The organism is Embleya sp. NPDC059237, from assembly GCF_042754105.1.
Lineage (GTDB): Bacteria > Actinomycetota > Actinomycetes > Streptomycetales > Streptomycetaceae > Embleya.
Map to the genome: position 1 here is coordinate 1,209,710 of NZ_JBHZAE010000001.1, position 13,882 is coordinate 1,223,591.

Annotated in this window: 9 protein-coding genes; 5 read left to right on the forward strand and 4 right to left on the reverse strand. The window is 70.9% G+C overall.

Translation table 11 applies throughout. The features are described 5' to 3' along the window. The first annotated feature begins 1,425 nt into the window (after positions 1–1,425). From ACFXKZ_RS05315 to ACFXKZ_RS05325, 3 genes are all read left to right on the forward strand, one after another. A complete protein-coding gene (locus ACFXKZ_RS05315; RefSeq protein WP_379996587.1) occupies positions 1,426–1,905 on the forward strand; it encodes a hypothetical protein in 480 nt (159 codons plus the stop codon). A 333-nt stretch (positions 1,906–2,238) separates the two neighbouring features. After that, the gene (locus ACFXKZ_RS05320; protein WP_379996589.1) at positions 2,239–3,090 is read left to right on the forward strand and encodes a hypothetical protein; all 852 of its coding nucleotides are present in this window, start codon (positions 2,239–2,241) and stop codon (positions 3,088–3,090) included. Between the two features lie 163 nt (positions 3,091–3,253). Then, complete coding sequence (locus tag ACFXKZ_RS05325; protein ID WP_379996591.1) at positions 3,254–3,835, forward strand: TerD family protein; 582 nt, start codon at positions 3,254–3,256, stop codon at positions 3,833–3,835. A 53-nt stretch (positions 3,836–3,888) separates the two neighbouring features. Here ACFXKZ_RS05325 and ACFXKZ_RS05330 read toward each other — a convergent pair whose 3' ends face one another. After that, positions 3,889–4,473, reverse strand: a complete 585-nt coding sequence (locus tag ACFXKZ_RS05330) for a sigma-70 family RNA polymerase sigma factor (RefSeq protein WP_379996593.1) — start codon at positions 4,471–4,473, stop codon at positions 3,889–3,891. 418 nt (positions 4,474–4,891) lie between these two features. After that, positions 4,892–5,446: a DUF3558 family protein gene (locus ACFXKZ_RS05335; RefSeq protein WP_379996594.1), complete on the reverse strand. Its 555-nt coding sequence runs from the start codon at positions 5,444–5,446 to the stop codon at positions 4,892–4,894. A gap of 440 nt (positions 5,447–5,886) precedes the next feature. On the opposite strand from ACFXKZ_RS05335, the gene ACFXKZ_RS05340 reads away from it, so the two are divergent. Continuing rightward, the gene (locus tag ACFXKZ_RS05340; protein WP_379996596.1) at positions 5,887–9,261 is read left to right on the forward strand and encodes a pyruvate carboxylase; all 3,375 of its coding nucleotides are present in this window, start codon (positions 5,887–5,889) and stop codon (positions 9,259–9,261) included. Positions 9,262–9,675: 414 nt separating this feature from the next. Beyond that, positions 9,676–10,563: an RNA polymerase sigma factor SigF gene (locus ACFXKZ_RS05345; protein ID WP_379996598.1), complete on the forward strand. Its 888-nt coding sequence runs from the start codon at positions 9,676–9,678 to the stop codon at positions 10,561–10,563. Between the two features lie 724 nt (positions 10,564–11,287). Here ACFXKZ_RS05345 and ACFXKZ_RS05350 read toward each other — a convergent pair. Further along, entirely contained in the window at positions 11,288–12,079 is a 792-nt protein-coding gene (locus ACFXKZ_RS05350; protein WP_379996600.1) for a PIG-L deacetylase family protein, read from the reverse strand. Between the two features lie 131 nt (positions 12,080–12,210). Beyond that, the gene (locus ACFXKZ_RS05355; protein WP_379996602.1) at positions 12,211–13,650 is read right to left on the reverse strand and encodes an MFS transporter; all 1,440 of its coding nucleotides are present in this window, start codon (positions 13,648–13,650) and stop codon (positions 12,211–12,213) included. Between the last annotated feature and the right edge of the window lie 232 nt (positions 13,651–13,882).

Below are 13,882 nucleotides of genomic sequence, written 5' to 3' on the forward strand. Positions count from 1 at the left end.
CGGTGGGCGTTGCGCTTGTGGTTGGGGGTGCCGGTGCGGGGCGGGTCGGAGTCGACGGGTCGGCCGCCGCCGGCGTGCGGGGCTCCAAGACCCCGGGGGCCCGACGAGACAGGTGCATTGGTCGGCGGAAAAGCGGCCGGCAGCGGCGGGCAGGGTGAGGGGTCGGATCGGGTTTGCCGGGTTGCTTTTTCGAGGGGTCGGGCACTTCCGGTGGGCGTTGCGCTTGTGGTTGGGGGTGCCGGTGCGGGGCGGGTCGGAGTCGACGGGTCGGCCGCCGCCGGCGTGCGGGGCTCCAAGACCCCGGGCTTCCGGCGAGACAAGCGCATTGCTCGGCGGAAAAGCGGCCGGCAGCGGCGGGCAGGGTGAGGGGTCGAGTTGGTCCGTCGAGGAGCCTTCCCGAGTGGGTCGGGGGGTTTCGAGGGGCGTTTGCGGGAGGGTTGGGGGTTCGGAACCGGATCTCGGTGGGTGGTTGTGGGCTTCGAGGTTTCGGTGACCTGCGGTTTCGCGTGCTCGGCGGGCGAAGTCGGGCGTCGAGTGCCGGTTTCGTGTGCTCCGACGCCCTCAATGCCGGTGTGGAGACCGAAACTGTGCAGTCGCAGTCAGCTTCGTATGCTGCGACCTCGCAGAGGCCGTTGAGGAAACCGAAAGTGCCCAGTGGAGGCCGTAACCGGATCCCGAGGCCCTCCAAGCAACTGCTTTTCCTGCTGACCTGGGGTTTTCTCTCGCGCCGAGATTGGGGCACCCCGCGCCGTCCGGGTTCGTGAACCGTCCGTCACCCACACGCCCAGCGCACCACGAAAACACCACCCCAACCCCCTCGTGAAGGCTCCCCGGCGGACTCGACTCGGCCCCTCACCCTGCCCGCCGCTGCCGGCCGCTTTTCCGCCGAGCAATGCGCTTGTCTCGCCGGAAGCCCGGGGTCTTGGAGCCCCGCACTCCGGCGGCGGCCGACCCCACGACTCCGGGCCGCCCCGGACCGGCACCCGCAACCATAAGCGTGACGCTCGCCGGAAGTGCCCGACCCCTCGAAAAAGCAACCCGGCGGACTCGACCCCGACTCCTCACCTGCCCGCCGCTGCCGGCCGCTTTTCCGCCGAGCAATGCGCTTGTCTCGCCCGAAGCTCGGGGTCTCGGAGCCCCGCACGCCGGCGGCGGCCCACCACCGACTCCGACCCGCCCCGCACCGGTCACCCGCACGCCAAGGCGCAACGCCCGCCGGAAACACCCGACCCCCTTGGGCAGGCAATCCGGCGGACTCGACTCGACCCGACCCCTTACCCCCGGCCGCTCCTCCGCCGGGCAACAGACCCGCCTCGTCGGGAAGCCCCACCTCGGAGTCCCGCATCGCCACGTTCGTACGTCACCCGCGCCGATCCACGCTTTCGGGTGACGACGAGCGCCGACTTTCAAAGTAGTTTCAAAGTCGTGGCTCCCGAAAACGCTGCGGTGAACTTCTCCGAACTGGTGAACAAGAACAAGCAGACGCTTGCCCTGCTCGACGAATCGCCGCGGCTGCTCCTACACCGGAGAGATGGCGAGGATCTGGTCCTCACCACGGCGACCCGGGTCGAGCAGGACCAGAGTGTGGTGTCGGCGGCCACGCGGATACTGACCGCGCTTGCGCGCCGGGAACCGGGAAGCACGGCCTTGCTTCTCGATGTGTTGCCGGATGCCTTCCCCTGGGTGCGTCTCCTGCCGGAATCCGACGTCCACGCCTTCGCCGTCGAACTGGTCGACACGATGCGTGCCGCCGACTCCCTCGGCAACAACGCCTCGGCTGCCCAACTGCTCACCGCGTGGCGACACACCGCCGAGGTCTACTCGGACCCCGAACTCCTGGCCGCGCTGACCAGGGACCACGACGAGGACCACGGCCCGATCCGCGACCCGCGAGGTATCGCGTGACCCCCGGTCGCGGCGACCGCGCCGCCCCTCCGGCCCACACGTCGCGACGCCTGCTGGGTGACCTTTGCCGGGACGGGACACCCGGACACCCTCGGGACACCGGCCGCTCACCGTGATCGGCCCGTGCCACGCCGGGTGTTCCCCCGGTGACCACCCCCCCGAGTCGGAGACGGCGTCGGTGTCGGTGTCGGTGTCGTGTGGACGCAAGGGGTTCCCCCACGACAGGTTCCGGCGCGGGCCCTAGCGTGGCGGGTGGGGAACCTGAACGCGGAGTGGGGCGTCAGAGGGGCAAGGTTGTCGGGTGGGGTTCGTTCGGTGGAGCTAGGAGTGGGTGTGCGTCGCAATCGTGTGGGGAGACTCCGGGTCGGGGCCGTGGTGGCGGTGTGCATATCGCTCGCGGCGTTGAGTGCTTGTGGCAGCGAGTCGAGTCCCCTGTCCACCATCGAGAAGAGCACGCCGACCGCGCCGGTCACCGACAGCGCCTCGTCCGGGCTCGACGAGACCGTGCGCAACGAGGACCTGGACGTCGGCGAACTCGCGCGCCGCGCCAAGCAGTCGGCCGCCAACATCAAGACCGTGCACGTCGTCGCGGACATCGTCTCCGACGGCAAGGCGATCAAGCTGGACCTCAAGGTGGACCGCGGCAGCGAGGACTTCCAGGGCACCATCGAGCAGAACGACGTACGCCTGGAGGTGCGTCGGATCGGCGACGCCATGTACGTCCGGGGCGACGAACAGGCGTACCGCTCGCTGGTCGGCACGGTGGACGGCGAACTCGCCGCCAAGCTGCTCGCCGGGAAGTGGCTCAAGGGCGACGCCAACAGCGAGAAGCTGCGCGGAGTGCGCAACATCACCACCGTGGCCGACCCGGGCGCGGCGCTCAAGGATTTCCCCGAGGACGGCGTCAAGCTGCCCATCGAGACGATCAACAACCGGCGGATGATCCCGCTCACCGGCCCGCCCGGACGCGACGACGGCAAGGTCTACATCGAGGCCCAGGGCGGCAAGCCCTACCCGGTGCTGATCGTGTCCAAGGGTGGCAAGGGCAACAAGAGCAGCGGCTCGATCAGCTACGGCGACTTCGACGTCCCGGTGAAGGTGACCGCGCCGCCCGCCGCCGAGGTGATCGAGATCCCCGACCGCGGCACCACGTCCAGCACGCCCCGACCGGGCAGCACGGCCTGACCGACCCTTGGCCGACCCATACCGGATATCCCTCGACTCGGAGCGAACGACACACTCGCGCCGCCGGACTGATCCACTCGCCCTAGGATGCTCTCCAGCCAGACGCGGCCCGTCTCGGGACGGGCCGGCGCAATCGGGGAACCACCGTAGAGGGGAGTTTGCGATGACGGTCGTTCTCGCACAGGGGGAGAGCGTCACCATCGGCAAGGGCGAGGCCGGTTCGGCCGCGCGGGTCCGGATGGGGCTGGGCTGGGACGCGGTCAAGCACAAGGGGCTGCGCCCGGGTCTGCAGGCGCTCACCGGCGTCGACCTCGACGCGTCCTGCCTGCTGTTCGACGCCGACCACCACCTCGTCGACACGGTGTGGCCGCGGCAGTTGGTCTCCAAGGACGGCGCCGTCACGCACACCGGCGACAACACCACCGGCGCGGGCGACGGCGACGACGAGTCGATCATCGTCGACCTCGCCGCGCTGTCGCCGCGCGTGACGGCACTGGTCTTCACGGTCAGCGCCGACTCCAGCCACGCCTTCTCGCGAGTCGCCAACGCCTACTGCCGGCTCGTCGACGAGCACGACGACAGCGAGATCGTGCGCTACGAACTGTCCGAACACGGCGGCCACGACGCGCAGATCATGGTCAAGCTGGCCCGCGTGGCCGACGGCTGGCAGGCCACCGCGATCGGCCGGGCCGCCAAGGGCAACACGTACCACGACCTGCTGCCGGAGATCCTCAAGCACCTGTAGCCACACCGGCCACCTGTAGCCACATCGGCACGGACCGGGCCCACAGGGGCGGACTACGCCGCGACGACGAACCCACGCTCGCGCGCGTAGTCCGCCAACGCCTCGCGCAACCGCCGCCGCCCCCGGTGCAGGCGCGACATCACCGTGCCCAGCGGCACCTTCGTGAACGCGGCGATCTCCTTGTACGGAAAGCCCTCGACGTCCGCGAGGTACACCGTCACCCGGAACTCCTCGGGCAGCGCCCGCAACGCGGCCACCACGTCCGAGTCCGGCAGGTGGTCCAGCGCCTCCAGCTCCGCCGAACGCAACCCCGTCGACTCGTGCGAGGCGGCCCGGTACAGCTGCCAGTCCTCGATCTCCTGCGTGGTCGACACCACCGGCTGCCGCTGCTTTCTGCGGTAGGAGGTGATGAAGGTGTTGGTGAGGATCCGATACAGCCAAGCCTTGAGATTGGTGCCGTCGCGGAACTGATGGAAGGACGCGTACGCCTTGGTGAACGTCTCCTGGACCAGGTCCTCGGCATCGGAGGCATTGCGGGTCATCCGCAACGCGGCCGGGTAGAGCGGCTCCAGGAACGGCACGGCGTCGCGCTCGAAGCGGTCCAGCCGCGGGCCGGGGGTGGTCAGCAGATCACTCACGTCGTCGCTCCCGGATCGAAGGGTACGGAGGGTGCGGAGGGTACGAGGGACACGAAAGGCGTGAAGGGCGTGAAGGGCATGAAGAGCGTGAAAGGTAAGTACCCATCGGCGCCGTCTGCCCGGCCCATCCCTCATCGCGCCAGGGTCATACAACTCCCCTGCCCATCATGTGCTCGTCGACGCCGGAATCAGTCGTGACATTGGTCCCTCCGCACGGGGTATGAGGGCCCGGGCGAACCCACCGGCCCGCGAAGCCGGCGCGAAGATGACGGAGGGTCAATATCCGTACACGATATGACGATTCGCCGTCGTTCCCCGGACCGCCCGCAACCCGTACCATCGAACGATGGGTAACTGTACGCGCACGATCGTGATCACAGCGCAACGGTCGGCGGGTCGGCTCCCCCAGCCCCTTCCCTCACATCTTCGCCACCGCCAGCCTCGCCAGCGACACCAACTGCTCCTTGCTCGGCGGCGGGTCGCCGCCGCCCGCGTTCAGCGAGAACACCGCCGTCTCGTCGCCTCGCCGGGCCGCGACGACCAGTACGCCGCCGATGGTGTCGGGCTGCACGTAGACCGCCGCGTCGCCCACCCCCGCCACCTTCTCGGTGCGCGCGTCGCCCAGCGTGCCCAGGTATGCCTCCAGCGCCTTGTCCACCCCGCCCGCCTTGGAGCGCGTGGCGATCGTGCTGACCACCGGGGTGCCGTCGGCCGCCGCGTAGTCGCAGCCCAGCGGATTCTGCGCGGCCTTCAGGCCCGGCAGCGCCAGCGCCTGCGAGACCTGGTCGGCGGTCAGGATCGAGCACGCGTCCACCGCCCGCAGGTCGCCGCTCGCACCGGTGCCGCCGCTCGCGGCCGGACTCGCGCCCTTGTCCCCGGCCGCCTTCGTACCGCCCCCGTCGCCGTCGTCGCACCCGGCCAGCGGCAGCACGACGGCCGCGACCACGACCGCCACGCCCATCCGAACCCTCACGGCGTTCCCCGTTCCCGTTTCCCGGGTCGTCCCCGGCTCGACTCCCGGGTTGTCCCCGGCCTCCCGCATGATCCGACATTTGATCCGCCATGTCCCGGCCGACGGTGCGATCGGGCCGCGACCGAGCCGCGACCGGGCCCACGCCGACACGCCCGCCCGCCCCCGCCGTTCGGGTCGAAATGTCTCGCGATGCGGGCTGCGAGCAAGGTCACACCCGCCCCGATGAACCCGATATCCCCAGGTGGGACACGGAATCCCGGTCCGCCCGCCGTGCCCGGCATGTGGACCGGGCCTGCGGGGCACCTGCACACGTGTCCTAAAGTCACGCAGGGTTCGACCCGTTGCCGAGACTCCACCCAGGGCCCGGCACTTCGTCGTCTCGAGGTACCCGTCCGATTTCCCCCGCACCCGGACACCCCGGGCAAGGAGGTACGCAGCTCGTGATCCGTAAGCTGTTGGTGGCCAACCGCGGCGAAATCGCCGTACGCGCCCTGCGCGCCGCCACCGAGCTCGACATCACCACGGTCGCCGTCTACGCGTACGAGGACCGTCACTCCCTGCATCGGCAGAAGGCGGACGAGAGCTACGAGATCGGCGAGCGCGGACACCCGCTGCGCGCCTACCTCGACGTGGACACCATCGTCGGCGCAGCGATCGCGTGCGGCGCCGACGCGATCTACCCCGGCTACGGCTTCCTGTCCGAGAACCCGCTGCTCGCCGAGGCGTGCGAGGCCAACGGGATCACCTTCGTCGGCCCCTCGGCCGCGGTGCTCTCGCTCGCGGGCAACAAGGTGCGCGCGCTGGAGGCGGCCAAGGGCGCCGGGCTGCCCACCCTGCACACCGCGCCGCCGCAGGACGACGTGGACGCGTTGGTGGCCGCGGCCGACGAGATCGGCTTCCCGATCTTCGTCAAGGCCGCCGCCGGCGGTGGCGGGCGCGGGCTGCGCAAGGTGGACCGGCGCGAGGACCTGCGCTCCTCGATCGAGACCGCGATGCGCGAGGCGCAGACCGCGTTCGGCGACCCGACGGTCTTCCTCGAAGAGGCCGTCATCCGCCCGCGCCACATCGAGGTACAGATCCTGGCCGGCGCCGACGGCGGCGTGGTGCACCTGTACGAGCGCGACTGCTCGATGCAGCGACGGCACCAGAAGGTTGTCGAGATCGCCCCCGCGCCCAACCTCGACCCCGAACTGCGCGACCGGATCTGCGCCGACGCGGTGCGCTTCGCCGAGGCCGTGGGCTACCGCAACGCGGGCACCGTGGAGTTCCTGCTCGACGAGCGCGGTCGCTACGTGTTCATCGAGATGAACCCGCGCATCCAGGTCGAGCACACGGTCACCGAGGAGATCACCGGCATCGACCTGGTCCAGGCCCAGCTGCGCGTCGCCGCCGGCGCGAGCCTGACCGACCTCGGCCTGGTGCAGAGCGAGATCCGGATCCAGGGCGCCGCGTTGCAGTGCCGGATCACCACCGAGGACCCCTCGGCCGACTTCCGCCCCGACACCGGCACGGTGTCCGCCTACCGCTCGCCGGGCGGCGCGGGCGTGCGGCTCGACGGCGGCACCTACACCGGCGCCGAAGTGTTGCCCTACTTCGACTCGATGCTGGTCAAGCTGACCTGCCGGGGCCGGACCTTCGGCGACGCGGTCAACCGGGCCCGGCGCGCGGTGGCCGAGTTCCGCATCCGCGGCGTGGCCACGAACATCCCGTTCCTGCAGGCCGTGTTGGACGACCCGGCCTTCCGCGACGGACGGATCACCACCTCGTTCATCGACGAGCACCCCGAGCTGGTGCGCTCGCGCCCCGGCGCCGACCGCGGCACCCGCCTGCTCGCCTACCTGGCCGACGTCACGGTCAACCGCCCGTACGGTCCGACGCCGAGCATCGCGGTGCCGCACACCAAGTTCCCCGAACTGCCCGCCGGCGAGCTGCCCTCGGGCAGCCGGGACCGGCTCCTGGAGCTGGGCGCGGCCGGTTTCGCTCGGGCGCTGCGCGAGCAGAGCGCGCTCGCGGTCACCGACACCACCTTCCGCGACGCGCACCAGTCGCTGCTCGCGACCCGGGTCCGCACCTACGACCTCGCCGCCGCGGCGCCCTATGTGGCGCGCCTGACGCCGGAGTTGCTGAGCGTCGAGGCGTGGGGTGGGGCGACCTACGACGTCGCGCTGCGCTTCCTCAAGGAGGACCCGTGGCAGCGGCTCGCGGCGCTGCGCGAGGGCATGCCCAACCTCAACATCCAGATGTTGCTGCGCGGACGCAACACGGTCGGCTACACGCCGTACCCGGACAAGGTGTGCGTGAAGTTCGTCGAGGAGGCGGCCCGCACCGGCATCGACATCTTCCGCATCTTCGACGCGCTCAACGACGTCGAGGCGATGCGACCGGCGATCGAGGCCATCCTGGGCACGCACGCGATCGCCGAGGGCACGCTCTGCTACACGAGCGACCTGTCCAACCCGGGCGAGAAGCTGTACACGCTGGACTACTACCTGCGGCTCGCCGAGCAGCTGGTCGAGGCCGGCGTACACGTGCTGTGCGTCAAGGACATGGCCGGCCTGCTCCGCGCGCCCGCCGCCCGGACCCTGATCGGCGCGCTGCGCGAGCGCTTCGACCTGCCGGTACACCTGCACACGCACGACACCGCAGGCGGGCAGCTCGCCACCTACCTGGCCGCGGTCGAGGCCGGTGTGGACGCGATCGACGGCGCCGCGGCCGCGCTGGCCGGTACCACCAGCCAGCCGCCGCTGTCCGCGATCGTGGCCGCGACCGACTACACCGAGCGGGCCACCGGCCTGTCCCTGGACGCGCTGTGCGCCCTGGAGCCCTACTGGGCCGCGGTGCGCGAGGCTTACGCGCCGTTCGAGTCGGGGCTGCCCGCGCCGACCGGGCGGGTGTACCGGCACGAGATCCCCGGTGGCCAGCTGTCCAACCTGCGTCAGCAGGCGATCGCGCTGGGCCTGGGCCACAAGTTCGAGGACATCGAGGACGCCTACGCGGCCTCGAACCGGATCCTCGGCAACATCGTCAAGGTCACCCCGTCCAGCAAGGTGGTCGGCGACCTGGCCCTGCACCTGAGCGCGGTGGGCGCGGACCCGGCCAAGTTCGAGGCCGACCCGGGCGCGTTCGACGTGCCCGACTCGGTGATCGGCTTCCTCCAGGGCGAGCTGGGCACCCCGCCCGGCGGCTGGCCGGAGCCGTTCCGCACCCGTGCCCTCGCGGGCCGCACGGCAAGCTCGACCCGCACGGTGGAGCTGACCCCGGAGCAGGACGCCGCGCTGGACGGCGACCGGCTGCGCGAGACGCTCAACCGGCTGCTGTTCCCCGGGCCGGCCCGGGACTACGACGAGGCCGAGCGGTTGTACGGCGACGTCTCCGCGGTGCCGACCGTGCCGTTCCTGTACGGCCTGGTCCAGGGCGAGGAACTGGCCATCAAGTTGGCCACGGGGGTGTCGCTCTACCTCGCGGTCGAGGCGGTCGGCGAGGCCGACGAGCGCGGCTTCCGCACCGTGTACTGCCGGATGAACGGCCAGCCCCGGGTGCTCTCGGTGCGCGACCGCTCGGTCAAGCCGGCGCGTCCGGAGAGCGAGCGGGCCAACCCGGAGAACCCGAAGCACGTGGCCGCGCCGTTCAGCGGCGTGGTCACCCTCCAGGTGGCCGTGGGCGACGAGGTCGAGGCCGGCGGCACGGTGGCGACCATCGAAGCGATGAAGATGGAGGCGTCGATCACGGCGCAGAGCGCGGGCACGGTGGCCCGGCTCGCGATCGGACAGGTGTCCTCGGTCGAGGCGGGGGACCTGCTGCTCGAACTGGGCTGAGCCGGGTCGGGCGGGCCGGGCCTCGGCTTGAGCCCGGCGGGGCCGACCCGGTCCCACTCGCGCTTCGGCGCGGGTCGGAGTCGATCGAAACCCGGACCGACCCGATCGTTTTCTCGAACGGCCCGAACCACACGAACCACCACCCGAGCATTCGGGTGGTGGTTCGTGGCGTTTTACGGACACGTTTGGCAGACGTTTGATTATCGAATGTTCGCTTTCACTGCGCCGTATGGGCTGCTTTCGTGCGTTTTTTCCGTTTCGCCGGTCCGTCGTTTGCCGAGGTGAGCCCGCATGTCGCGATCCTGACCTCAGGACGTACCCCCGGAGGGCTCTTGATCTTCCTGTGCTTCAGGTCACAGACTCGATGTCGCTCGGGGTTATCGGTGTCCATCCATCCGGATTGGGAGACCCTGCATGGCCGTGCGCCTGAGCACCCTCGACACGACCGCGGAACCCCGCGTCGCGGCACCCCCGCCGGCGCCGACCGTAGATCTCGACGACCTGTTGGCCCACCCGCACCTGGTCACCCGGCTGCCCACGCCGATGGCCCGGGCGGCCGGCGATCTGATGCTCGCCCGGCTCGCCACGCTGGAGCCGGGCACCGTGGACCACTCGTACCTGCGCGGACTGCTCGTCGAGCTGAACCTGCCGATGGTGCGGCACGCGGCCGGGCGCTACCGGCGACGCGGTGAGCCGGTCGAAGACATCGTCCAGGTGGGCACGATCGGCCTGATCAAGGCGATCGACCGCTACGAGGCGGATCGTGGCAGCAGCTTCATGGCCTACGCGATGCCGACCATCATCGGCGAGATCAAGCGTTTCTTCCGGGACACCTCCTGGTCGGTGCGGGTGCCGCGGCGGCTGCGCGAGCTGCGTACCGAGCTGCTGCGGGCCACCGACGAGCTGACCGCGATGCACGGGCGTACGCCCACGCCGCGCGAGCTGGCCGAGCGGTTGTGCATCACCGAGGAGGAGGTGCTGGAGGGGTTGGACGCCTGCACCGTGTACACCGCGACCTCGCTGGACGAGACCGCCTACGGGGACGCGGACGGGCAGGAGACGGTCGGCGACCGGCTCGGCTCCGAGGACCATGCGCTCGACCTGGTCGAGTACCGCGAGGCGCTGCGCCCGCTGCTGGCCGAGTTGCCGCAGCGTGAGCGGGCGATCCTGGTCATGCGGTTCTACGGCAACCTGACGCAGGCGCAGATCGGCGAGCGGATCGGCATCTCGCAGATGCACGTGTCCCGCCTTCTGGCCCGCACGCTGGCTTCGTTGCGTGAACGGTTGATGATCCCGGGCTGACGTTGATGCCTGATGCCTGACGCCTGCCGGCTCGGATGGGGACGGCGGGTGCGAGTCGGCGGGGCGCGTGCGTGGTGCGCGGGCCGTGTACGGTGCGCCGTGCGGGCACGGCCGATCGCGCCTCCCGTGGCCGCAGTGGCGTGCCGAGGTCGCCCGCGCCGCCCGGGACCGTGCGGGCCGGCGGGGCGGGCCGGGCTCGCCGCACGGGTACCGCAGCCGGGCCCGAGCGGCCGGGCGGGTGCTGCCGCAGAGCGGGACGTCCGCACGCGGATGGGCAGCGGAGTGCGGCGCGACGCGACACGACGAGCGCGGCCCGGTCGCGACGCCTGAGGCAACCGTGACCGCCGCGACCACCCGACTGCTTGGCCCGCTGCGACCGCCTGGGCCCGTCGTGATCACCAGGCACGCCGTGCCCGTGGCCGCGACGATCGCTCGGGCCCGCATGGCCGTCGTGACCACCCGGATCACCGTGACCGTTTGGTTCTCGTGGCCGCCTTGGTTTGCCCTGTCGCCCGTGGACGTCCGGATCCTCCGACCGCCTGGGTTCGCCTGGCGGCTGCGACCGCCGCGGCCCGCCGTGATCGTATGGGGCTGCCACGTCTGCCCGGGCCCTCCATGGCCGCCCGGGTCCGCCGTGTCCTCGTGGCCGCCGTGTCCTCCGGGCCCGCCGGTCGCGTGGTCGACTATCCCGGAGGGCGGCGTGCGTACGGCCTGTCCAGCCGCGTCAGCGGAACAGGACCTCGAAGGGGCGGCGGAAGTAGGCCAGTTTTTCCGGGGGCAGGGGGATTCGGTCGTCGCGGCCCGGGACCAGTGGGGCTATCTGGGAGGCCAGGCACGACAACGCCCTTTCCTTGCGGGCCTGTTGCACCTCGGTCAGGTCGACCCGCAGTGCCCGGCTCCACGGCACCCGGGCGTCGTCCGGCCGGGCCCACTGCCACATCCGCAGCGGGAACTCGACCAGCCCGACGCCGGTTTCCCGGCACGCCGCGTCGGCCGCGCGGCCGGTGCTCTCGTGATCCGCGAAGCCGTCCTCGCGCCAGTTCGTGGCGCACAGCGCGAAGCCCGCGACGAGCGGGATCAGCCGCTCCGCCAGGTCGCGTTCGTGGCTGCCGACCGTGCGGTCCGGGATGCGCAGTCGGATCACCTCCACCGGGGCTACCCCACCGGGATTGCCGACCAGTGTGGCGAACGCCCGGTCGGATTCCCGGATGCGTCGGGCGGCCAGTACCGATCCGGGTAAGCGGCTGCCCGGATGGGACGCGTCGCCGTCGGTCACGCTGACCACCCGGACCGGCGCGCCGCCCGCCACCGCCCGCGAGATGAATCCGCCCACCCCGAGCACCGCGTCCTCCGGGTGCGCGGCGACCACCACGAGGCCGCCGGCCAGGACCGGCCAGTCCTCGGGGAGGGTCACCGGCAGCGGTTGCCGTCGCCATTCGGACGTGGTGGTCCACGTGCTCCCGGAGCTCGAATCGGGTACGGCTGTACGCGATCCGCGGAAGGTGGGAAGGCTCATTGGGGCTCCCTGTCGAGTGGCGGAGTAGGGGTGACGATCTCCCGGAGGGGTGGTCGGCGCCTGGGTAAGACTTACGAGCATCCGTCACCCGAGCGGGTTTGACCATGCGCGACACGGGAATTGATGTGCCGTCAGGTGGCCGTCGGCACGGCCTCGGTGTCCTCCGTGCGCTTTCGCGCCGGGATCTGCGCGGCTTCGACCGGTTTGCGTCCGGGGATGAACAACGCGACACACAGGCCCAGGACCGCCGCTCCGCAGCCCAACCACAGCGAGGTCGTGAACGCGGCGCGGGAGGGGAACTCCCGCCCACCCGAACGCATCGTCAGGTTCGCGACCACGACGCCGATCACCGCGCTGGACGTCGACGTCCCGATCGAGCGCATCAACGTGTTCAGACCCGTCGCCGACCCGGTCTCGCCGATCGGCACGGCCTGCATGATCAGCGAGGGCATCGCCGCGTAGGCCAGGGCCACACCGACCGCCGACAGCACCGCCATCGCGACGATCTTCCAGATCGCGTCGAGCATGAACACCGAGCACGCGTAGCCGATCGCGATCACCAGGGTGCCCACCAGGAGCGAGACCTTCGGCCCATGGGCGGCCGAAAGCCGGGCGGACAGCGGCGAGATGAGCATCATCACGATCCCGGACGGCGCCATGCACAGACCCGCGACCACCATGCTCTTGCCCAGCCCGTAGCCGGTGCTCTCGGGATTCATCAGCACCTGCGGGAACACCAGCGACTGGGCGAACATCGCGAAACCGACCACGATCGAGGCAAGGTTGGTGAAGAGCACCTGAGGGCGGGCCGAGACGCGCAGGTCGACAAGCGGCTGCGCGGTGCGTAGTTCGAGCCATCCCCAGCCGAGCAAAACCACGACCGCGAGGCCGAGCAGACCGAGCGTGACGGCGCTGCCCCAGCCCCAGTCGGCGCCCTTGGTGATGGCGAGCAGCAGGGCGACGAGTCCGATGGACAGGCCACCCGCGCCGGCGAAGTCGAATCGTCCCGGCAGCCGGATCGGCGACTCGGGCACCAGGAGCAGTACGAGGACGATGTCCAGCGCGCCGATCGCGCCGGCCGCCCAGAACATCATGTGCCAGTCGGCGTTCTGCGCGATCAACGCGGCCACCGGCAGTCCGATCGCGCCGCCGATGCCGAGCGTCGCGCTCATCAGCGCGATCGAGGAACCCAGCTTCGCGGGCGGGAGTTCGTCGCGCATGATGCTGATACCGAGCGGGATCACGCCGAACGACGCGCCCTGGAGGAGCCGACCGCCCACCATCGGGAGCAGCGAGTCGGACAACGCGCACAACACCGAGCCGGCGACCATCAGGCCGAGGCTGACGACCAGGATCCGGCGTTTGCCGAACATGTCGCCGAGGCGCCCCATCACGGGTGTGCAGACCGCCCCCGACAGCAGAGTGGCGGTGACCACCCAGGAGGCGTCGGCGGGCGAGGTGTCGAGCATCCGGGGCAGGTTCGGCAGCAGCGGGACGACGAGGGTCTGCATCAGCGCGACGACGACGCCGCAGAAGGCGAGTACGGCCACGACCCGGCCGGCGCGATCCACGGCGGCGGGCGGATGGGGGAGGACGCCTGCATCGGCGCCTGCACCTGCGCCTGCGCCCGCACCCGCCGGGCTCGGCTTCGGTATGCCGCTCGAACCGGTCACTGACTGCCTCCTGGGACTTGTGGCGTAGGGCGTGCGTGCGTAGGGCGTGTGTGGGGCTGGGGTGCCGGCAGCGGCGGAATGATTGCCGCGGTCAATGAATGTGCACGATACACATGATGTGTATCGTGCA

What these genes read in the sequence shown, in the direction of transcription:
- ACFXKZ_RS05325 (WP_379996591.1), top strand. Translation starts at nt 3,254, where the DNA reads ATGACGGTCGTTCTCGCACAGGGGGAGAGCGTCACCATCGGCAAGGGC.
- ACFXKZ_RS05345 (WP_379996598.1), top strand. Translation starts at nt 9,676, where the DNA reads ATGGCCGTGCGCCTGAGCACCCTCGACACGACCGCGGAACCCCGCGTC.
- ACFXKZ_RS05350 (WP_379996600.1), bottom strand. Translation starts at nt 12,079, where the DNA reads ATGAGCCTTCCCACCTTCCGCGGATCGCGTACAGCCGTACCCGATTCG.